The organism is Pseudomonas gingeri (genome assembly GCF_013386165.1).
GTDB classification, from domain to species: Bacteria; Pseudomonadota; Gammaproteobacteria; order Pseudomonadales; family Pseudomonadaceae; genus Aquipseudomonas; species Aquipseudomonas gingeri_C.
Genome location: NZ_JACAOS010000003.1, coordinates 648,919 through 671,188, shown reverse-complemented (window position 1 = coordinate 671,188; position 22,270 = coordinate 648,919). Strand labels below are relative to the sequence as shown.

The window sequence follows — 22,270 nt, the reverse complement described above, 5'->3', positions numbered from 1 at the left end:
GTGGACGAATGTTTCACCGCCGATACACTTAACGCCCCACGCGCTTGAATTTATGGCTATACGCCATCAACTGTACAGACATGTTCGCTTAATGCGCGCAGTAACTTATGGGAGCTTCGAACTCCCACAAGCAGGTCAATAACCTGTCGCCAATTATTCGCCGGTCTTGATCTTGCTCCAGAGGCGGGTACGAATCCGATCGATGTTCAGCGGCATGGCTTCCAGGGCAAACAACTTGCCCATCATTTCCGGGCTCGGGTAAACCTTGGTGTCGGCCTTGAGCGCCGGGTCCACCAGGCTATCGGCCGCCGCATTACCATTGGCGTACTTCACGTAATTACTGATGCTGGCCATTACTTCCGGGCGCAGCAGATAGTTCATAAAGGCGTAACCGGCCTTCTCATCCGGTGCATCGGCCGGCATGGCCACCATGTCGAACCAGATGGCCGCGCCCTCCTTGGGAATCGAGTAACCGATGTTCACGCCATTCTTGGCTTCCGTGGCGCGACTCTCGGCTTGCAGGATATCGCCGGAGAAACCAACAGCCACACAGATATCGCCATTGGCCAGGTCGCTGACGTACTTGGAAGAATGGAAGTAAGCCACATAGGGACGCACTTTCATCAGCAACGCTTCGGCTTTCTTATAGTCTGCCGGGTTCTTGCTGTGGTGCGGCAGATGCAGGTAGTTCAAGGCCGCCGGGAGCAACTCGGGGCCATTGTCGAGTATCGCCACCCCGCACTTCTGCAGTTTCTGCATATTCTCCGGTTTGAAAATCAAGTCCCAGGAGTCCACCGGCGCGTTGTCGCCGAGCACCGCCTTGACCTTGTCGATGTTGTAGCCGATACCCGTGCTGCCCCACAGGTAGGGGAAACCATGTTCATTGCCGGGGTCGTTGACCTCGAGCGCCTTGAGCAACGCCGGGTTGAGGTTCTTCCAGTTCGGCAGCTGGCTCTTGTCGAGCTTTTTCAGCGCCCCGCCCTCGATCTGCCGGGCCATGAAGTGGTTGGAGGGAAACACCACATCGTAGCCGGACTTGCCGGTCATCAACTTGCCATCCAGGGTCTCGTTGCTGTCATAGACGTCATAAGTGAAAGCGATGCCGGTCTGAGCCTGGAAGTCCTTGGTGACCTGCGGGGCGATATAGTCCGACCAGTTGTAGATCTTGACGGTCTCGGCGGCCTGGCCGAGGGAGGCGACCAGCATCAAGGGAGCAAGGGACATGCGGATCATGAGTCGATTCCTGTGTGAGTTTTTGTTGGCAGGTTCGGGCGATCAGAGGATCAGAAAATCAGGACGTAGGTCTTGCGCACGGTTTCCTGGATATCCCAGATCCCGGTGCTGTTGGCCGGCAACATCAGTGCATCACCGGCTTCTATGTGTAAGGGCTCGCCGTGGTCCGGGGTGAAGGTGCAGCGCCCCTGGATGAAGTGACAGAACTCCTGGGCGACGATCTGCCGCCGCCAGCGGCCGGGGGTGCATTCCCAGATCCCGGTCTCGACACCGTCGTCACGCTCGACACAGGTGACCGAGGCCACTGAAACCGGCTCGCCGAGGGGCACGGCCACCGGATTGGAAAGCTCGAGAACGACGGTGGCGGTGTTTCTGAATTGCGTAATGCTCATGGGCTTGATCCTGCGGGTGGATGAGCCGGCGCCCAGGCGCCGGTTACTGCATGAAACCTTCCATGAAGCCGGCGACGCGGCTCGCCAGCTTGCGGCGCCAGGGCGGCGTATGGGGGTTGGCCAGGGTCTGGTCCTCATGGACGAAGCTGCGGATGATCGCGTTGTAGCCCAGCCAGCGGCAGGGTTCGGGCTCCCAGGCCTTCAGCGCCTGGAGGCCACCCTCGCGGATCACCCAGGGTTGCCGGACCCGTTCGCTGTCCTGTTCGAGGATCAGGTCGGCCAGGGTTCGCCCGCCCAGTTGGCTGGCGCCGACGCCCTCGCCGCCATAACCACCGGCCAGGGCCAGGCCACTGGCCCGGTCGCAGAGCATGTGCGGCTGGAAACGTCGCGACATGCCGAGGTTGCCGCCCCAGGAATGACTGATGCGGACCTTCTTCAACTGTGGGAAGAGTTCGCCGAACAGGTAGCGGCGCAATTCGATTTCGCCGTCGGTGAGGTCGAAGTCATGGCGCAGTTGGCCGGCAAAACGATAGCCGCCGCGGGCACCGAAGATCAGCCGGTTGTCCGCCGAGCGCTGGCCGTAGGTGACCTGGCGGCTGCTTTCGCTGAAAGCCTGGCCCTGGCTGAGGCCGATTTCATCCCAGGTCGCCGTGGACAAAGGCTCGGTGGCCACCAGCAGGCTTTGCACCGGCAATTGATAACGACCCAAGGGCGGCAGCGTCACCGAGTAGCCTTCCACGGCCGGAACCACCCAACGACTGCGAATCCGTGCCCCAGCGGTGCGCAAGCTGCCAGCACGCCAGTCGGTCACCGGGCTGTTTTCGAAAATCCGCACGCCCAGACGCTCGACGGCACACGCCAGGCCGCGCACCAGCTTGGCCGGCTGGACAGTGGCGACATGGCTGGCATGGATGCCGCCGTAGGGCCGTGCGAGACGAATCTGCCCGCCCAGTTGCTCGGGGCTCAGCCAGCGGTAGTCGCTCTCGTTGAGGCCCTGTTTGTAGAGTTTGTCCAGGTAGGCGCGCAGGCTGTGTTCCTGCTCGGGGTAACGCGCGGCGCAGTACAACGCCCCGCCTTTGCGGTAGTCGCAATCGATACCTTCGCGATCGATAACACGCTTCAGCTCATCGGGAATGTCATGCAACAGGTCGAAGGACGCCCGTCGTTGCTCGGGTGACAGCCCGGCCAGCAGGCGGTCTTCACCCAGCAAATTGCCCATCACCCAGCCGCCGTTACGCCCCGACGCGCCGAAACCGGCGGTTTGCGCCTCGACAATCACCACGTTCAATTCCGGGGCTTGGCGCTTGAGGTAGTACGCGGTCCAGAGCCCGGTGTAGCCGGCACCGACAATGGCCACATCGACATCCAGGTCCTGCTCCAGCGACGCCCGCGGCGTCAGCGACTCATCGAGCTGGTCCATCCATAAACTGATATTGCGCCATGCCGGCATTCCAGACTCCACCACCGCTAACAGATGGTTGCGATCCTAGTGCCAGCGCTCAGAGGCTGTCTTGCGTGCGTGCCCGCAGAGAAATTTGTCTGGCGTAGGCCTTGGGCGACAGGCCGGTATGTTCGCGGAAGCACTTGTAGAAAGCCGACAGGGAATTGAACCCGGCGGCGAATGCCAGTTCGTCGATGCGCACCGGCGGCACGGCTTTGTCCAGCGCTGCCAGCAGATGCTGCAAACGGGCCTGGTTGACGTAGCGGTAGAAACTCTGGCCGAGCACCTGGTTGAGCAGATAGGAAATCTGATTGCGACTGTAGCCGCACTCCCTGGCCACCCGTTGCAGGTCGAGGTCAGGGTCCAGGTAGGCTTGCTGACGCTGGAAATACTGCTGCAGGTCGTTAGCCATAAAGCTCAACTGGCGGGGCGACAGGCCCAGGCGGCTCGCCGCCGCGCGCGGACCGCCGGGGGCTTCGCCAGTGGCCGGCTCACGCACCAGGGACGCGTACTCATTGACGCGCCAGATCAGCCCGTCACGCACGGTGATCGCCTCGCTGGAACGGAATGACACCAGGCCCTGGCCGCCACGGAGGGTGGTCTGGTACTGGATAAAAGCGGTATTACCATCCAAACGGATGCGATCGCTGTGCTCAAGGGCTTCATCCGAATCCCTCGGCATACTCAGGCGCACGTACTCGCGCAGTTCCGAAAGACCAAGGACACGGTTCTGGAAGAAGTCGTGATACTGGATCTCGGGGTGATAGAGCGCCATCACCCCGTCCAGATCGCGGTGTTTCCAGCACAGGTGGTAACGCAGAACGGTTTCGCCGGTCGCCCGGGTCTGTAGCGGGCCGTCATCGTCGTTGGACATGGGGGCACTCGAATCAAGGTATGCGACGGCCATCAAATTACACGAAAACAATTGCCGAACGGCTTGAAAAAACTCTCCTGCGCTCGCGGAACGAATGCTATTTTTAAGCCTTCCACGGGTGGGACCATGAGGTCCCGCCGTTCCTACCCGCGAGCAAAAGGAAGCGCTCAATGAAACAGGTGGGCAACATGAGTAAAGTCTTCAGCAAGGTGACCTTCCCCAATGCTTGCCAGCTGATGCGCTGGCATTTTCATCCGATCGGATTCGAAGCCAGCATGGATGCACCGGGCAGCATGGTCGCCCGGCTGTTCGACCGGGCCAGCGGTGAAACGCTGATCGCCATCGCCGGCATTCCATGCGCCACGGTGATGAACGCTGCGGATGTCGAGCGGATCATCGAGGCGGTTGAAGACGAGCTCGAATCCTTCGTGCCGCCCATGAGCCTGCGCGCCGTCAACTGACGGCGCCTAGGGCTTGGCGCGCAGATCGGCGAAAAACGCCTTGCCCCCGGCAATCCGATCCGAAGCCTTGGGCCCATTCGCGGCCTGGCCATCCTGTCCATCCAGATACCAGTAGCAGTGCTTCACCGCACGGGTAATGCCGACGTAGGCCAGCCGCAGGATCTCGTCCTTCTGCGCATTGTCGTAGGCCTCGGCATCACCGTCATCCCCCAGCCCAGCCATGCGATAGACCTGATTCTTGTAAGGCGAACGAGTCAGGTGCAGGCAGTCACCCAGCAGGAACACCACGTCGGCCTGCAAGCCCTTGGCGCTGTGATAGGTCAATTGCTTGAGCCGGCGCTGCTCGACAGGCAAGCTAGAATCAACATTAACTAGAGACGAAATATGATCATTAATCAGTAACTTATCACTACTTTTTCGAAACAACATCAAGATACTTTCGCCGCGCCGGTAGTGTTCTTCCAGGCGTTTGGCCAAACCGGCATCGTCCCGATCCAGCACATTGACCGGCCACAGCTCCTTGGGCTCGCCACTGGCCTTGGCCTTTTTCCCGGCAATCGCCGGCGCCGTACGAACGATATGCTCGGCCGCATCAATGATGTGCTGGTGACTGCGGAAGTTGTCGCTGAGCATGACCCGGGTGGTCGCCGGTGAGGGGAACTGTTTGCTGAACTCCATGAAGTACTTGGGTGAGCTGCCCCGCCAGCCATAAATCGACTGCCAGTCATCCCCTACGCACAACAGCGACGAATGTCGGGCCGCCCGGCCGATCTGCATCGCCGGGCCACGCCGACGGATTTCCCGCAGGCTGGCCCGCAGCCAGGAGACGATCTGCGGTGAAACGTCCTGGAACTCGTCGATCATCAGGTGCGACAACGGGCGCAACAGCTCATCGCTGAGCAGCGCCTGGTTTTCCGGGGTGTTTTCGCCGAACAGCGAGAACATGCGGTTGTAGGTCATGATCGGTGGCGACTGGGCCAGCAGATGACTCTCCAGGGCTTTCCAGAACAGGCTCAGGGCCTCGAAGAAGAAACGGTCCGGATCGTCCTGGGCGAAACTCATCCGCGCCACGGCGGCCGGCACATCCAGGCCGAGGTTCTCGATAAAGCCGGCGGCCATCACAAAACAGTCGAGCAGCGGCGCGGACGCCAGCTCGCCCTTGACCTTGTAATCGAAGCCGGGACCGGCCGTGGCATCTCCGGCCAGGGACGCAAGCACACGCTTGGCCGACTCATAACTTTCCAACCATATCAATGGTTTATGACAGAAAGCTTGAAACAAGGTGCGCTTTACCGCCCATTCGGCGCGCACCGTGAGCCTGGACCCGGGCCGGCTGATCTGCGGGCTTTCCCGCGGATCGAAGCCGAGCACCACCCAGGCCTCCAGCTCAGGAATGTAACCGTGGCAATGGAATGCCGAACCATTGATCTCGATGACTTCGCGGTCCGGCTCAATCCCGGCGATCGGCCAGGCGCCCGCGCGAAACCAGAGATCCTCCAGGGTGTCGCACAATTCCTCGTCGCGCTTGGATGCCAGTTCAGTCACCGCCATGCGCTTGCGCACATCCGGGTGATCCTGATCCAACTCGCGCAGTTGCAAGGCCTGCTTGTAGAGCGGCACCAGCACTTCACGAAAACGCGGGTTGTCGGTGTGCAAACGCTGGTAGCAGGCATTCAGTTGCTGGCGCTGGGCGTCGTTGATCCGCAGGTCGAACGGGTTGCTGTCGGCCCCCTCGTCAGTGAACAGGCTGCGCTCACTGAGGTTCTCGAATGCCTGCAACTGGCTGAAACCCGGCAGGCTGCGGACCATGGGCAGAATGCGCGAGTGGAAGGTGCGCACCACTTCACGGGCATCCCGGGGACTGAGCACATGCCCCCAGAGCCCCATGACCTCCACCAGCTTGGCCATGAAGTCCTTGCGTGACTCGCGGGTAAAGGTCACCACGGTCATGGTGTCCAGCTCGAAGCCCAGGTAGTGGGTCAACAACAGGATACGCAGCACCAACGAGGTCGATTTGCCGGCACCCGCCCCCGCGATCACCGACGTCGAGGGCGTGTCGCTGAAGATCATTTTCCATTGCGCCGCACTGGGCTGCGCGTGTGCGGGCAGGAGCCGGGCCACATCAGCCTTGATCCGCTTCTTCAGTTCGGCGGTCAGTGGCAGGCGCCAATCATCGAACAGATTGTCGTCGACCCCGGGAGCGCGGTGCTCCACGGGCCGCGTATCGCGGATCAGCAGGACCTGGCGTCCCTCCTCCAGGCCATCGCGCCGCCCTTCGTCGTAACCGTACTCGACGCCCGCGCCGTGGCCACTACGAAAGCCGTCGGCCTGCCCTTGCAACCAGGACGCCACGTGCTGGGCGCGGAGGCGACTCAGACCGCCACCCAGCAACTTGGCGAGCAAGCGCTTGAACAGGGGCAATTGAGCCAGGGAAGAAAGTTCGGCAGGCGGTTCGGGTGTCGGTGATGGCACGCTGACTCCAGTTAGGCGACGGTCTGGGCGGAAGGCCTATGGTCGCTCCATTGCGTCCTGAGTTCTAGTCAATTGCTTGTCGATCAGCCATTTAGGCGACGAATTGAAGGTTCAGAGAGAACTATAACCATCGAATAACATGATTGGTTTAAGGCATTTTTTACGCTTTTTATCGATATCACTTTAATAGATGATCGTTGCCATCAACCACCGGTTACCGTCCTGCCCTGGCTTCTGCCGGCCCACGACGAACCTGAACAGGAGAAGACTCATGCTGCAACTTCGACCCTTCAAGACCCTGGGCGGCGCTCATCACGGCTGGCTGGATGCGCACCACCACTTTTCATTCGCCGAATACCATGACCCGCAACGCATGAACTGGGGCAACCTGCGAGTATGGAACGATGATGTGATCGCACCCGGTACCGGCTTTCCGAAGCACCCGCACCGGGACATGGAAATCATCACTTACGTCCGTGAAGGCGCCATCAGCCACGAGGACAACCTCGGCAACAAGGGTCGCACCGAAGCCGGTGATGTCCAGGTCATGAGCGCCGGGACCGGGATCGCCCACAGCGAGTACAACCTGGAATCGACACCGACCAAGATCTTCCAGATCTGGGTCATTCCCAACGAGGCCGGTTCGGCACCGTCCTGGGGCGCCAAGCCGTTTCCCAAGGGTGAACGTGGCGAAGGCTTCGTGACCCTGGCCAGCGGCAAGGCTGGCGACGACCAGAGCCTGCGGATTCGCGCCGATGCCCGCTTGGTGGCGGCCAATCTGAAGGCAGGGGAAACCACCGAGTATCGCCTGGACAGCGGTCGTCGGGCCTATTTGGTGCCGGCCACAGGGGTGATTGAGGTCAATGGCCTGCGAGCCGAAGCGCGCGACGGTGTCGCGGTGGCCGATGAGCAGGTGTTGCGGGTGACGGCGCTGCAGGACAGCGAAATCATCCTGGTGGACCTGGCCTGATTTATTGCTCAACCCACCAACATGAAGCAAAAGACGATTGTGGCGAGCGGGCTTGCCCGCGCTCGACTGCGAAGCAGTCGCAAAACCATTAATCTCGGTGTACCTGATACACCGAGTTCTCTGGTTATAGGGCCGCTCCGCAGCCCAGCGCGGGCAAGCCCGCTCGCCACACGAACTCGCACCATAAATCGCGCTAGGGATCAGCTCGGCGAAATCGCCCCGTCCACCAGCACCTGCGCTTCTTCCACCAGGCGCTTGAGGTGATCGTCGCCGATAAAACTCTCGGCGTAGATCTTGTAGATGTCCTCGGTGCCCGAAGGACGCGCGGCAAACCAACCGTTCTCGGTCATCACCTTCAATCCGCCAATGGCCTGATCATTACCCGGTGCATGACTGAGGATGCGCTGGATCGATTCGCCCGCCAGTTGCGTGGACGTCACCTGCTCCGGCGCCAGTTTGCTCAACAGGGCTTTCTGCGCCGGCGTCGCCTTGGCATCGACCCGCACCGAGAACGGCTCACCCAGCTCATCGGTCAGGCCACGGTAGATCTGGCTCGGATCACGACCGGTACGCGAGGTCATTTCTGCCGCCAACAGGGCCGGAATCAGACCGTCCTTGTCGGTGGTCCAGACGCTGCCGTCCTTGCGCAGGAACGACGCACCGGCACTCTCCTCGCCACCAAAGCCGAGAGAACCGTCGAACAGGCCGTCGGCGAACCACTTGAAGCCCACCGGCACTTCGTAGAGACGCCGACCCAAGCGTGCTGCCACCCGATCGATAAGGCCACTGCTGACCACGGTCTTGCCGACCGCTGCATCGGCGCGCCACTGTGGGCGGTTCTGGAACAGGTAGTCGATGGACACCGCCAGGTAGTTGTTCGGTGCCAACAGGCCACCGGACGGCGTGACGATGCCGTGGCGGTCATGGTCCGGGTCACAGGCGAAGGCCACCTCGAAACGCTCTTTCAAGCCAATCAGGCCCTGCATCGCATGACTGGAGGATGGGTCCATGCGGATCTTGCCGTCCCAGTCCACGCACATGAAACGGAAAGTCGGATCGACTTCGGTGTTGACCACTTCCAGGTTCAGGCGATAGTGCTCGGCAATCGCCGACCAGTAACGCACCCCGGCCCCACCCAGCGGATCGACGCCCAGGCGCAAGTCGGCGGAGCGGATGGCGTCCAGGTCGATGACATTGATCAGGTCGGCCACGTAGGTATTGAGGTAATCGTGACGATGGGTAGTGCTGGCCTTGAGTGCCTGCTCGTAACCCACGCGCTTCACGCCGGCCAGGCGATTGCCCAGCAGCTCGTTGGCCTTGGCCTCGATCCACTTGGTCACGTGGGTATCGGCCGGCCCGCCGTTGGGCGGGTTGTACTTGAAGCCACCGCTTTCCGGCGGGTTGTGGGACGGGGTGATGACCACGCCGTCCGCCAGGCCCGACGTCCGGCCACGGTTGTAACAGATGATCGCATGGGACACCGCCGGCGTCGGCGTGTACTCGTCGTCAGCGGAGATCATGGTTTCCACGCCATTGGCGGCGAACACTTCCAGTGCGCTGGCGCCGGCCGGGGTGGACAAGGCGTGGGTGTCGATGCCGACAAACAGCGGGCCGTCGATGCCCTGGGCCTGGCGGTACAGGCAGATGGCCTGGCTGATGGCCAGGACATGCCACTCGTTGAAACTCAGCTCGAAGGAATTGCCGCGATGCCCGGAGGTGCCGAAAGCCACACGCTGGGTGGAAATCGCTGTATCGGGCTGGCCGGTGTAATAGGCCGATACCAGTCGCGGGATATCAACCAGCAACTGTGCCGGTGCCGGCTTGCCCGCAAAAGGACTGAGTGTCATGCAAAACCTCTGGAGATGGATGGTACGGGGGAAGACGCGCAGTTTACTGGCAGTTCGACACTGGCGTTAAGGGTTCTATCCGTTGGCGCGAAGATTTTCCATACGCTACGCACTTCCCCCTCCGGGGAAGCGCGTTTTTCGGTGGGCGCAAATGATCCGGCGCGTTAACGCGCCCGGGCTTTCAATTCGCTGAGAGCGGCGACCTGATGATTTTTCAGGTCGAACCGCAGTCCTGCAATCAAGTCGGAAATGGCCCGGCTGCTATCGAGCCTGGAAGCCTGGATGCCGGTGACCAACAGGTCGACCCGTTCGGATTTGCGATCGAAGACTCTGACCGTCAACGATTCGTCGGCACCCAGGCTGCATTGGCAGCGGGTGGGCAGGAAACTGCTCTCGATGATGTTGCGTAATTCCAACGTGGACAATACTTGCATGGCGACTCTCTCCTTTATGTGAGACGGCCAGGTCTTGGGCAGAACAGCCAGGGTTAGCCATTCACATCTGTGGTTCACACGGGCGCCCGGTCCAACCATGGAGGACGACACCGACTTTCAGATTAGGCCTTTTCACACAACTCGTTAAGGTTATTCGTCTGACAATCCGACACAATGACCTTGCATTCAACATGCCGAAACAAGATGAATGATTGTTTGCTGGAAAAATCAATGCGTTAAGGCGCTAATAGCCTCGAGCGGCAGTGCAAAATGCATTAAATGCCTTCTAGGATCATGCAGTTTGCCGGTATCGTGGCAGTTGCCCTTGGCCTGGAACGGCATCCGACGCCAGTATCATTGGGCGCCGTGCCGCCACCGCATCCATCAAACGAGGGAGTCCCCCTCATGACAGGGCAACGAGAGCTCATGAATTCGACGACTATCGCCGCAACTTTCCTGCTGGCGCTAACCACCACCACTGGCGCGATCGCCGCCGACAAAGCGGACCTGGCACCGTTCCCGAAAGCCGAAGACGGTTTCACCCGCTCGGTCATTCGTGTGCCGAAGATGACCAAGGACTCCGACCACCGGGTCGAGATCATCGCCGGCAAGGTCATGACCGTCGATTGCAACCAGAAGCGTCTGGGTGGCAACCTTGACGAGAAGAACCTCGAAGGCTGGAGCTACTCCTATTACCGCCTGGAGAAAGCCATCGGACCGGTGTCGACCTTGATGGCCTGCCCGCCCGGCAGCAAGACGAAAAAAGACTTCGTCCCGGTGGTCGGCGACGGCTACATGTTGCGTTACAACAGCAAACTGCCGTTGGTGATCTATGCCCCTGATGACATCGAAATCCGTTATCGGATCTGGACGCCCTCCAAGCTGATCAAGCCTGCCAGCCGCGAATAACCGCTCCCCACTCACGCGGCCCCGCCCTGGGCCGCGCGCTCGGCCACATGCCGCAAGCTGTCGAAGTTGATATTCGCCCCCGAGTTGATCGCCACCAGGGTCTGCCCCCGCAGCCCATGGGCCGCCACGTACTGCTTGATGCCCGCCACCGCCAGTGCCCCCGAAGGTTCGGTGATGGAGCGGGTATCGTCATAGATGTCCTTGATCGCGCTGCACAGCTGGTCGTTGCTGACGGTGATGACCTCATCGACATAACCACGGCAGACTTCAAAACCATATGCGCCGATCTGCGCCACGGCCACGCCATCGGCAAACGTCCCGACCTTGGGCAATACCACCCGCTCCCCGGCCCTCAGGGCCATTTGCAGGCAATTGGAGTGCTCCGACTCCACGCCGATGATGCGCACCTCTGGCCGCAGGTATTTGACGTAGGCGGCGATGCCGGCGATCAGCCCGCCACCGCCGACCGGGACGAAAATTGCGTCCAGTGGCCCGGGGTGCTGGTTGAGCAATTCCATGGCCACGGTGCCCTGCCCGGCGATCACATCCGGATCGTCAAACGGCGAAACGAAGGTACAGCCCCGCTCCTCGGCCAGTTGCAGGGCATGGGCCAGGGCAAACGGAAAACTCTCCCCCTGCAACACCGCCGTGGCCTCGCGGCTGCGCACACCCTGCACTTTCAGCTCCGGCGTGGTGGTCGGCATGACGATGGTCGCCTCGATCCCCAAGGTTCGCGCCGCCAGGGCCACGCCCTGGGCATGGTTGCCCGCCGACGCCGTGACCACGCCGCAGCGGCGCTGGGCCTCGCTGAGCTGGGCCAGTTTGTTGTAGGCCCCACGGATCTTGAAGGAGAACGTCGGTTGCAGGTCTTCACGCTTGAGCAGGATCTGATTGCCCAGGGCCAGGGATAACGCCGGGGCCACTTGCAAGGGCGTGCAGATCGCCAGGTCGTAGACCGGCGCGGCAAGGATCTTTCGCACATAGTCGCCGAGCAGGCGACTGTCGGTAGCAGGTTCCGAACTGAGGGGGGCGGTGCAGGTCATGGCGGTCTCCGGGTGATCGGTTGGCCTCGGAGACAGAAACAAAAAACCCGCCTCGGAGGCGGGTTTGGGTAACAGATACAGGTCAGCCCGCCAGATAAGGAATGGCGGTAATAATGCTTGGCTGAGAAAAGCGCTGTACGGAAGTCATGTGCCGACGTTATCCGTGCGCCGCAGCCAAGTCAATGCCCAGCCTCATCGACTACCAGGCCTGGCCACGACGCTTGAGCTCCAGGCGCCGGACGAACTCCTCGAGCACCAAGCCGTACAGGTCATCCTGCAGATAGGCGTCCTCGATGCCGGCGTCCATGTTCGGGTTGTCGTTCACCTCGATCACTACCACCTTGTCGCCGGACTGCTTGAGGTCGACGCCGTAGAGACCGTCGCCGATCAGATTGGCGGTCTTCACCGCCAGCTCCACCACCGCTCGCGGCGCTTCGTGGACCGCCAGGGTACGGCATTCGCCGTTGATGTCCTGGCCCTTGGCCTTGTGGTTGTAGATCTGCCAATGACCCTTGGACATGAAGTACTGGCAGGCAAAGATCGGCTTGCGATTGAGCACCCCGATGCGCCAGTCGTATTCGGTGTAGAAGAACTCCTGGGCCAGTAGCAGGACCGAGTGTTCGAACAACTCGGCGGTGGCCTCCAGCAGCGCCTGCTGGCTTTCGACCTTGATCACGCCACGGGAGAAACAACCGTCGGGGATTTTCAGCACCAGGGGGAAGCCCAATCGGTCGCCGACCCGTTCGAAGTCCTCCGGTCGTTCCTTGTAGAGAATCTCGGTGGCGGGCATGCCCAGCTTGTGGCTCTTGAGCAGATCGGTCAGGTAGACCTTGTTGGTACAGCGCAGGATCGAGGTCGGGTCGTCCATCACCACCAGGCCTTCGCTTTCGGCTTTCTTGGCGAAGCGGTAGGTGTGGTTGTCGACGCTGGTGGTCTCGCGGATCAGCAAGGCGTCGTACTCGGCGATGCGCCCGTAGTCCTTTTTCTCGATCAGTTCGACATCGATGCCCAGGCCCTTGCCGACCCGGATAAAGTTCTCCAGGGCCTTGGCATTCGAGGGGGGCAAAGCCTCCTGTGGATCATGCAGGACCGCCAGGTCATAACGGGCCAGACGCCGCGAACGGGGCACACGCCAGATCTTGCGACTGAAACTGTCGAGGGACTGGGCGAAGTGGTCTTCCTGATCTTCGCGCAACTTGTGCAAGGTCCCCGACTTGACCCCTTCAATATGCCAGGCGTTGGTTTTTTTAAACTCGACCAACAATATCGGACAGGGGAAAACTTCAAATAACTGGCGGGCCAGGTCCTGCAACGGCTCAATGACCGTACTGCCAAAATACAAGGTCAGGGTAAAGCCTTCCGTGCCTTGGTAAAGTTTATGTCCCAAGGCTTTATCGAGGGTTTTGTCCAGGTCATCCAGGGCCAGGCCGTAGAGTGCCTTGCGGGTCAACTCGCTGATCGTGCGCACCGACGGAATGACCTTGTGCCCCCGCGCCTCGGCCAGTAATGAACAGTAATAACCGTGGCCCAGGTACTTGTAGCTGCGGCACAGGTTGATCACCTGGACACGCTTGCCGGGCTCGTTGACCCGGGTTTGCTCAAGGTATTCCTGAGCGGTGACGATGTCTTCGCTGGGAAAATAAGAGGCCCAGTCTTCCTTGCGCTCGACGATAATAACCAACTGACTGCCGGGACTTGTTGAACTTGACAAAATATTTGTCGTTGTTATTGCTGTCAGTGCAGTTTGCTCGGATACTTCGCGCCAATGACCTTGTACCGCTGACATAAAACCGATCCCCTGGAAAACAAGACAGTTCCTATTAAGCACGAAGTTTTTTGAAAGTCCCGTTTCGTTACACAACTTTTACGGTGGTTATATGGATCTTGTCTTTCGCGTTGCCACGACCGATGATTTGCCCGCCCTGCTGGAACTGGAAGAACACTGTTTCACCACCGACCGGCTGACCTCGCGCAGCTTCCAGTGGATGGTCAGCCGGGCTCATGCGCAACTGATGGTCGCCCAGCAAGCTGACGGTCACCTGGCCGGTTATGCCCTGGTGCTGTTTCACCGCGGCACCTCGCTGGCACGCCTGTACTCGATCGCCATCGCCCCCCATGCCCGTGGCACCGGACTTGGCAAGGCGCTGCTGCAACGCAGCGAAGCCTGCGCCTTGGAGCATGATTGCGCCTACCTGCGCCTGGAAGTGCGCAGCGACAACGCCACCGCCATTGCCCTTTACGAACGCAACGGTTATCGCCGCTTCGGGCGGATCAGCGATTATTACGAAGACCATGCCGACGCCCTGCGCCTGGAAAAACGCATTCTCGAACACCGAGACAGCCGCGATCTGCACGTGCCCTACTACGCCCAGACCACCGAGTTCACCTGTGGGCCGGCGTGCCTGCTGATGGCCATGGGCGCGCTGCAACCTGGGCGCAGTACTTCGCGCCGGGAAGAGGTACAGATCTGGCGCGAAGCGACGACGGTGTTCATGACCTCCGGGCATGGCGGTTGCAGCCCCCAGGGCCTGGCATTGGCCGCCTGGCGCCGGGGTTTTGCGGTGCGTCTGCAAGTGAGCATGAGCGGTCCCCTGCTGCTCAACGGCGTGCGTAATGAGCATAAAAAAGACGTCATGCGCCTGGTCCATGAAGGCTTCGAAAGCGAGTTGGCCGAAACCGATGTCGAGCAGGTGCTAGGCGGCCCGCTGGATCTGCCACGCCTGCTGGCTGCCGCGGGTCAGCCGCTGGTGCTGATCAGCAGCTACCGCCTGACCCGCTCCAAGGCGCCCCATTGGGTGATCGTCACCGACTGTGATGAAGAATTCGTCTACCTGCACGACCCGGATGTGGACCACAGCCAGCACCGCCAGCCCCTGGACTGCCAGCACCTGCCGGTCAGCCATGCCGAGTTCGACAAGATGAGTACTTTCGGCAGCAGCAAGCTGCGGGCGGCGGTGATTGTCTACCGGCGTGAGACGCCATGACAAAACTGCGCACGACTTGAGGCCGAGCTCAACGTTGCGTATTCGGATCGCTGCGGGTGCCCGACTGGATCGGCACCGCCATCGGCGCTGACGTGTCACGTGGGTAGCCATTGCGGATCGCGCCGTTTTCAATCGTCGAAGGCCGTGGCGTCGGCAAGGTATTCGGGCCGCGCAAGGGCGGTGCGCTGGACACCGAACCCTGGAGACTATTGGGATTGGCGCGTCGAATCGGGCTGTTATAGGGGTTATCGCTGTTGGGCAGGTTTTGCGCCAGCAACGGCGTCGCCAGCGGGGCGCCGCCCTGGGGCGCACCGTCGGCAGGAAGGGCTACGACCAGAAGCCCGACAACCAGCAAAGCTGTCGGCGCGAAGACAAGTCTGTTCATGACGCCTCTCTTCAAGAGTGGGTTCGTTATGGGGCTTGGACAACGCCTCGCCCCATAATATACCCGTCGCCGCATCGAGTTCAGCGCCTCAACGGGACAACCCGCCTCCTGACTACCGGTTCAGCCCTGCCAACACGTCATTCAGCGCCTGGGGCGCCAGTTGCAGTTTCGTCCCGCGTTGCGCCGCCTGCTCGATATCCGGAATCAGCAGGCTGGTATGGACCTCATTGTCGTAGAGCATCAGATCTTCGCCGCTGCGTTGCAGCACCAGCCGCTCGGAATCAGCCCGGATCACCGCATCACGGCTCTGCTCGTCGATGATGATCTGTCGATAGTGGGTCAGCAGTTCTCGATCCAGTGGGTAATGGTGCACGCCATGACTATGGCCAGACACCATCAGGCAGTCGGCCTCCTCCAGGACCGGCAATGACTCGGCCTCCGCCGGATGGCTGTTGTCGAGTTGCAGGATCAGGTTGCCTTGGGACAAATGAACAAAACTGTAGCGCCCGACCGGCGTCGACCGCACATCGTCCAGGCACCACAGCTGCCCGCTGTCTTCATCATGGATGTAGCCGCCTGCCTGGCCTGCGGCCTTGCCCAGGTAAGTCAACTGATGTTCCGCCTGCGGACCTGGGGCACACAGCAGTTCTGCGCTGCCCGGCACGTACCAACCGGGACTCTGGCCCGGCGCGGTCAACAGTCGCACGGCCGAGGGCAGGTCGTAATACTTGCTCAACGCCGTAATCCGCTCGCCTACCTGCCTGATCTCCTGAGGCGCCTTGATCCGCAGCGCAATCAGCACCGCCCGCTCCGTCAGGCTGGCGGCTACCGGTAGCAGGACCATGACGCCATCGCTGCTTTCCAGGTGCAGCCGATTCCCTTGGCGCTGGCCCCTGATCCACCGCTGTGGCGCCTGCCAGGCCAATGCATCGGGAGCCTGAGGTGACGGGAGCATCTGCTCGTCGAATGACAGCTCGGTCTCGGCCGAGAGCAGGGCCTGGCGATAGAGCTGCCGGCTCTCGCCATCCAGAATCCAGGCATGGCCGTCATCGGCGGTCAGCCCTAGATAGGTCAGGGCGTGTCGTCCATCAAGATTGCCGCCAGCCTGCACGAGTCGTTGTGCGGCACAGTCATACCAGGCACCGAAGGTTTTTCCGGTGCGACCTCCCAGCCCCCACAACACCAGGTTGTCGAGCCGCGCTGGCGTAGCACTGGCCAGTCGCCCGAGCCCCGCCGTCAGTTGTTCGCGATGGCTGAAAAGCCAACTGGCAAGCACGCCTGCCAGCCGCGCGGTTCCACGCTCCAACAGCCATACACTGCCCTCCGTCGTCAGGGCCAGCCACGGCGACTGATCGCCACCCTGGACGGCACTGACCTCGCTGATGCCCAGCACCGTCGCTGGCGTCCCGGTCATGCCCTCGTCGGCCTGGAAGTAAGCCCGTCGCGCGTGCGAGTCATAAAAGTAGAAGCCCGGCTTGTCCCCACCCGTCGAACCGACCAGCGCAAGGTCCTGCGGTATGACGACACCCAGGTTTGCCCTCACAACGCGCGGCGACAGAGAGTCGCGGTCAAAAAACAGCCACTGGTGCTTCGTCGTTTCTCCCCTCTTTGCGGTGCAGATCACGACTGGCGCATAGATGGCGCCAACCTGCTGTTCGGTCATCCGTTGTAGCGGATCACGCCAGTGCGCAATGCCTGATAGCAGGGCAAAACGGTTCTCGTCGGACGCGCCCGGTTGCCCGGTCCAATGGAACGCCAGCAGTTTCAGCTCGCTCTCTTCCACCTGATAAATGTGCTGGACGGTGCAGTCCGACAACAGCTCTTCAATCGCCAGCAGGAGCTGGCCATTGCGCTGCACCAGGCTGCTATGGGTGATTTTTCCGGAAAAACTGCGTGGCTGGTACTGGGCAAGCACCTTTCCCGTGGCGATCGCCACCTGCCAGATATCCGTGCCCCGATAGAACCAGGCCTTGTCTTCGACGACGCCGCCCAACAGCGCCTGGCCGAGAAACTCACTGGCCTGCGGATAATCGGTGTAGATAAAACGGTCCAGGCTCGCTTGATAGAACGCCCGGCCGGTGTCCTGCCCGGCCGGACGATAATGATCAACCGTCACAAACGGCTGGCTGTGGGGTGAGTCGCTGGTCAATTGTTGGAGATGCGCATGCAGCGCCTGCCAATCGGCAAATCCGCTGCCATCGGTTTCCGAGAGGACCAGTTGCTGCGTTTCCCGGTCGACGGCAAACACTTCGCCACTGGCGTTGATCAACGCAATCTCGCCACAGTTCTGCGACAAGGTGATGATCAGGCTGCCGACCTGCAACTGATTGCCGTTGAGACGGTTCGTGGCCGCCTTCAGTTGACGGGCATCCAGTGTCCAACGGCTGTCCGCCGTGCCCCCCAGGGAAATCGACACACCCTCCTGCAGACTGAGACGGTAATGACCGCCCTCACCCTCCAACTGATAAGACAGTTTGCCCTGCAGGATATCCGGCAGCGCGGGCACCAGAATGTCACGCTCCTGCGCGTCCAATAGCACCCTGACCGGCGTCTCCACGTACTCCGGCATAATCCGCCGGACAATCCGCTCACCGGGGAAGGCGTAGAAATCAAAATCGAAGCGTTCGTCTTCCTCCAGCCTGCGCAGCACATCAAAACCGTGGTCGTTGCGAGTGGTGGCAAACGGCAGGATCATGTACTCGTAATTGAGATACGACTTCGCGGTCGTCGGCAGTACCAGGATCGCATCGTCGAGGACGAAGCTGAGCTGGGCCTGGCGATAACCGATACCTTCGCGAATATTGATCGCCTGGTTCTTGTCCAGATTCGCCCCGCGACCTGGCCACCAGAAGAAGTAGTTGCTCCTGCCGGAACCGATCGAGCCTCCGGGGTCGTTGCGGTAAAGGTACTGACTGCCCAAGGTCAATTGCCGGCTGCGCAAATCCAGCGTGCTGATCACCGCACCGGGGATGTTCTCCATCAGGAAATGCCCAGGTTCCGCGCTGCTTTTACGTTCCACGCGTCGATAGCCGCCCTGGCGATACGCGGCATCGAGATCGGCAAAATAGCTGCCCACCTGGGCGGCCTCCTCGGCCACTACGCTGAATGCCTGGGCCAAGGCGCTGAAGCCGATTCCCAGGCCCGCCAGGGGTGCCGCCAGCGCGCCGGCAAAACCCGAGGCAGTGGCGGCACCGACGATACCGGCATTCGCCGCCATCGAAGCGCCAAAACTGAACACGCCGAGGGCCAGCCCGGCGCTATCAAAGGCCAGTTGGGTGGCGAAAACCGCACGCTGGGCTTCGTTCTGCGCCTGCGACAGCTCGATGACGTCCAGTACCACACTACCCAGGTTCAAGAACAGGCCAACGCCGGCATTGAATTTCGAGATCGACGACATCACGTCGAGGGACTGCGCCTGACTGAAAAACGCCTTGCCCTCGCTGATCGCCAGCGCCGAACGAAACAGCTGTACGACTTTCACCACATCCATGACCGTGCCATGGACGATCTGCGCCATATTGAGCCAACCGTGTACCTGCAGCGAGCAGCCCAATACCCGCGACAACTCGCCGCCGGTCACCGCTTCGCGACTCTTGTGGCTGAACCAGGCGAACAGGGTCTGGACCACAAACAGCGCATTGAGCCCATCGAGGGCCTCCCCTTCCGGCTCGGGCTGGCCCGCCAAATGTTCGCCCGTCACCTCGTGAGCCTGCGCGACCTTGGCCAACTGCCGGTTGTAGTCCTGCATGAACTCAATCACACGCCGGTCCGTCAAATGCAGTGCTCGCGTCGCTTGCTCAGGATGCGCAACCCGGGCGAACGCCAATCGGTACCCGCCGCCCTTGGCGATTTCCTCCTGCGTCAGGCTGTGCCAAAGCGGCAGCCATTCGCCTTCGGACAAATGATTGTCACGGTACAGTTGCTCCATGCCCTGCTGAAAATCCTGTGCCCGCGTCACCACGGCGAGCCGCTGTTTCTTCAGCGCCAACTGAGCCAGTTTTTCATCCAGCGTCTCCGTCAGCAGCAGGCTGTCGTCATAGCCGGTTTTTCCTGGCGAGACCAACGCCATCCAGGCGTCGCCGTTGCGGCGCAGAACCACTTTGGTGTCCGTGAGGGTGACGCCCCGTTTGCCGCCCTGGGGATTGACGATAAGCTTCGCCGAATGGGCCGCGACCGAACGTACGGAGAGCTTTTCCCGATCCAGGGTGTGTGCAAACGCCTGTATATAGCTGCTGGTTTCTGTCGGCTCGTTATCCACCAGCGCACACCCCACCAGGCTGATATGTTCCGGCGCGGCAGTACCCACCTGCGCCGGCCTGAACAGCAAGGGATGATTCGGTAACTGCCTGAGGGTTTGCACCAATTCGGACGGCAAGTACCCCGCCAGGGTCCGCTGTCCAGCCGCGTCGTCACGGCCATGCCCGACCGCTTGCAAACGCCAGTGGCTTTTCCCCTGCCGGTTCAATTGGCTGACACGCGCCTGCACCGTGTCCTGGCCTGCCGCTATGCGCAACTGGCCCGCGACGTCGAGCTGGAGCAGCAATGAGTTCGACGGATGTTTACCGGCCAGATCAATCGCCGCCTGCCTGACCGTCTGATTATCTTCAAGCTGGACAATCAGCTGGTAGTCGAACCGGCTGGGACTCTCGCCTTCGTTGGAGGCCTTCAGCGCCGGCAGTTCCCACTCACCGACTTCGTCCCGGCTCAGCACGCGGTCATCTTGCGCAAGAGGCTCTCGGTCCTCGTCGTCAGCGGCTGACAAAGCCCACTGCTCGACATTCGCCCTCTGGACCGCCTCGGGGTCGTAATACTCCGTGTCATTCCAGGCAACCGATGCTTCACCGGGAATAAAGCCGACCCGTTTCTCGATATCATGCATCGCGACCACAAAATCGCGAAGAGTCTTGCCTAATGCCTCGGGTGTACTGGATGTCGCGACAACATTACGCAATGCCAACAGATAGGAATTATCAGTTTTTTTCATTCGCGCATGCCGGGAAACCTGAAAACCACGTTGTTTGAAACCCTGCTCCTTGGCGTCACTGAAGTCATTGATAATCATGACCTGCGCGCCCTTTTCAACCGCTCGCATCACATAACGATCGACTTTCTCATAAAACGCTTCGACACTTAGATAGCTATTACTGAAATGCCCGCTGAGCAGGATCAAATCACCTGGCCCCACATCGGCGCGCGCAAACAACGCCCAACCATCACCGTTCAGAAACTCGGTAGTGTCGAGATTCCCTCCGTGGAGCCGACTGATAAAAAACAACTTTCTTTCATTGGTGATCAAACGAAGAAGTTGGACATTGTAATGTTCGTGCGTCATCAACAAGCGCAGAGGCAAGTGCAACCGGTATTCTGCCGAGGAGATCGGGTTGATCCTGACCGCATCACCACCCTGAGCCGCATTCTGCATGACATAAAACAACGCGGCGACCCGTGTTCTGGCGCTTAAACGGCCATTTACCGTTACCGCCGGTTCGTCAACACTCATCCTGCCATCTCTCACGGAGATCAATTCAGCCAGGCTGTCTTCAAAATAATCCTTTACCGCCTGACGAAGAGTGTCCGCGCGCTCCTCCCTGACAAACGCCTTGAGCTTTTCCTGCTTTCTTATTTTTTCCTCATTTTTTTCGGCTACGGTGGCATTGTCTTTTTTGGATAATAAAGGGACATCATCCGGAAAGAGGCGCTCAAAGCTGATTGAGAAGTTTTCGTCGAAATCAAAGCCGTGCTGACGACTGATGGCCAGGAGGTCGGACTTGACCTCCTGGATACCCCGGGTAACGCCCTGGGGATGCTTGATCACTTCGCTCTGGGTCAGCGCGATCAAGGGATTGATATCGTTGAGGATGACCTTGCCCTTGAACCCCTGCGCCCGGGCCCAGTTCGAGTAAACCCCCGAGCCGGCCATGGGTTCTATCACGCGGGTAATCTGGGGTCCGTGCGTCTCCCCTGACTGGCGCTGAAGGATATCGGCAATCAGCGCGCCATCCGCCATCTCCAGTTCGGCCGCGACACTGCCCGGCATGCTGAAAAAAGCCAGGCCACGCAGATCGATCCTGAGGTCCATCTGGCGGAGCGCCTGGATCTTTTCTGCGCGTGTACCGCTGCTATCGCGCAAGCGCTCTTGCACCTTGCGCCAGAAATCGGGATCACGCTTGCCGCCGCCCATGCCGGTCACCGGATAAGCGGGATGCCGGGAGGTCCAGTTCGAGGAAGTGCTCAGATAGTCGTCGTAAACAGAACCTTTCAAGCCATAACCACCGTAGTGGTAGCGATCACGCAGCCAGCCGCGGAACTCGCTGATCCGGTTCTCCACCACGGCCGGCGTAAAGCCACTCAAGGTCCCTTCCGCACCTGTCACGCCGAGAACCAGGATACGGGCATGGCCGGTCATGTGCGTGGGGTCGCCAAGCACCAGCGCAAAGTCCTGCCCGCTCAGCCGAAACCACACGGTGGGCTTGTCGGGGTGCTGCAATCCCAGCGAGCGTATGGCGTCGGCAATCCCTGGAACCTCACCGAGCTCCAGGATGATCTGGCTGTCAAAGGGTTCGTCGGCCTCGTTGTAGCGCGTCGATTGTCCCCAGAGCGCGAGATTGGTCCCGAATGGGCCCGGTTCATTGCCTGGTGCCGTAGCGCCGGCGTCATTTTGCAGGATCCTGGGTCGTCCGCCTTCGTTCCGCACGGCCGAACCGGGTCTTTTCCTCGACCCTTGGCTGCCTTCCCCATCAATACCGCCCCTGGTTGTAGCCGCTCCACCACCCATGTCCTGCCTCCAGCATTATGATTCCAATAACTGGAACCTATTGTGCTGAG

General features: G+C 60.6%; 15 protein-coding genes. 4 read left to right on the top strand and 11 right to left on the bottom strand.

The annotated features are described in order from the left end of the window. Nucleotides 1-153: 153 nt before the first annotated feature. From HX866_RS07520 to HX866_RS07505, 4 genes are read right to left on the bottom strand one after another with little or no spacing between them, the layout of a single operon-like run. On the bottom strand, nt 154-1,233 hold the full coding sequence (locus tag HX866_RS07520; protein ID WP_177138784.1) for a polyamine ABC transporter substrate-binding protein: 1,080 nt from the start codon (nt 1,231-1,233) through the stop codon (nt 154-156). A 50-nt stretch (nt 1,234-1,283) separates the two neighbouring features. Beyond that, nucleotides 1,284-1,625: a cupin domain-containing protein gene (locus HX866_RS07515; RefSeq protein ID WP_177102042.1), complete on the bottom strand. Its 342-nt coding sequence runs from the start codon at nt 1,623-1,625 to the stop codon at nt 1,284-1,286. A gap of 43 nt (nt 1,626-1,668) precedes the next feature. After that, on the bottom strand, nt 1,669-3,075 hold the full coding sequence (locus HX866_RS07510; RefSeq protein ID WP_177102044.1) for an NAD(P)/FAD-dependent oxidoreductase: 1,407 nt from the start codon (nt 3,073-3,075) through the stop codon (nt 1,669-1,671). Between the two features lie 49 nt (nt 3,076-3,124). Continuing rightward, the gene (locus tag HX866_RS07505; RefSeq protein WP_177138782.1) at nt 3,125-3,940 is read right to left on the bottom strand and encodes a helix-turn-helix domain-containing protein; all 816 of its coding nucleotides are present in this window, start codon (nt 3,938-3,940) and stop codon (nt 3,125-3,127) included. A 170-nt stretch (nt 3,941-4,110) separates the two neighbouring features. Between HX866_RS07505 and HX866_RS07500 the strand changes: the two genes are divergently transcribed. Beyond that, entirely contained in the window at nt 4,111-4,401 is a 291-nt protein-coding gene (locus tag HX866_RS07500) for a DUF1652 domain-containing protein (RefSeq protein WP_177097701.1), read from the top strand. Between the two features lie 6 nt (nt 4,402-4,407). Here HX866_RS07500 and HX866_RS07495 read toward each other — a convergent pair whose 3' ends face one another. After that, a complete protein-coding gene (locus tag HX866_RS07495) occupies nt 4,408-6,873 on the bottom strand; it encodes a UvrD-helicase domain-containing protein (protein ID WP_177138780.1) in 2,466 nt (821 codons plus the stop codon). A gap of 271 nt (nt 6,874-7,144) precedes the next feature. Between HX866_RS07495 and HX866_RS07490 the strand changes: the two genes are divergently transcribed. After that, nucleotides 7,145-7,843, top strand: a complete 699-nt coding sequence (locus HX866_RS07490) for a pirin family protein (RefSeq protein WP_177138778.1) — start codon at nt 7,145-7,147, stop codon at nt 7,841-7,843. 200 nt (nt 7,844-8,043) lie between these two features. Here the strand turns inward: HX866_RS07490 and pgm are convergent, their stop codons facing one another. Both pgm and HX866_RS07480 read right to left on the bottom strand, forming a co-directional pair. Then, nucleotides 8,044-9,690, bottom strand: a complete 1,647-nt coding sequence (pgm, locus tag HX866_RS07485; protein ID WP_177138777.1) for a phosphoglucomutase (alpha-D-glucose-1,6-bisphosphate-dependent) — start codon at nt 9,688-9,690, stop codon at nt 8,044-8,046. A 164-nt stretch (nt 9,691-9,854) separates the two neighbouring features. After that, complete coding sequence (locus HX866_RS07480) at nt 9,855-10,124, bottom strand: DUF1652 domain-containing protein (protein ID WP_177097697.1); 270 nt, start codon at nt 10,122-10,124, stop codon at nt 9,855-9,857. Between the two features lie 426 nt (nt 10,125-10,550). Between HX866_RS07480 and eco the strand changes: the two genes are divergently transcribed. Further along, nucleotides 10,551-11,033 (top strand): serine protease inhibitor ecotin, encoded by a 483-nt coding sequence (gene eco / locus HX866_RS07475; RefSeq protein WP_177102053.1) that lies wholly within the window; start codon nt 10,551-10,553, stop codon nt 11,031-11,033. A gap of 11 nt (nt 11,034-11,044) precedes the next feature. On the opposite strand, the gene ilvA is transcribed toward eco, so the two are convergent. Both ilvA and HX866_RS07465 read right to left on the bottom strand, forming a co-directional pair. Then, a complete protein-coding gene (gene ilvA / locus HX866_RS07470) occupies nt 11,045-12,076 on the bottom strand; it encodes a threonine ammonia-lyase, biosynthetic (protein WP_177138775.1) in 1,032 nt (343 codons plus the stop codon). Between the two features lie 199 nt (nt 12,077-12,275). Then, a complete protein-coding gene (locus tag HX866_RS07465; protein ID WP_256261330.1) occupies nt 12,276-13,862 on the bottom strand; it encodes a RimK family protein in 1,587 nt (528 codons plus the stop codon). A gap of 91 nt (nt 13,863-13,953) precedes the next feature. Between HX866_RS07465 and HX866_RS07460 the strand changes: the two genes are divergently transcribed. Beyond that, on the top strand, nt 13,954-15,060 hold the full coding sequence (locus HX866_RS07460; protein ID WP_177138773.1) for a GNAT family N-acetyltransferase/peptidase C39 family protein: 1,107 nt from the start codon (nt 13,954-13,956) through the stop codon (nt 15,058-15,060). A gap of 28 nt (nt 15,061-15,088) precedes the next feature. Here the strand turns inward: HX866_RS07460 and HX866_RS07455 are convergent, their stop codons facing one another. Both HX866_RS07455 and HX866_RS07450 read right to left on the bottom strand, forming a co-directional pair. After that, nucleotides 15,089-15,445, bottom strand: a complete 357-nt coding sequence (locus HX866_RS07455; protein ID WP_177138770.1) for a hypothetical protein — start codon at nt 15,443-15,445, stop codon at nt 15,089-15,091. A gap of 112 nt (nt 15,446-15,557) precedes the next feature. Further along, a complete protein-coding gene (locus HX866_RS07450; RefSeq protein WP_177138768.1) occupies nt 15,558-22,139 on the bottom strand; it encodes a TcdA/TcdB pore-forming domain-containing protein in 6,582 nt (2,193 codons plus the stop codon). Nucleotides 22,140-22,270: the final 131 nt, after the last annotated feature.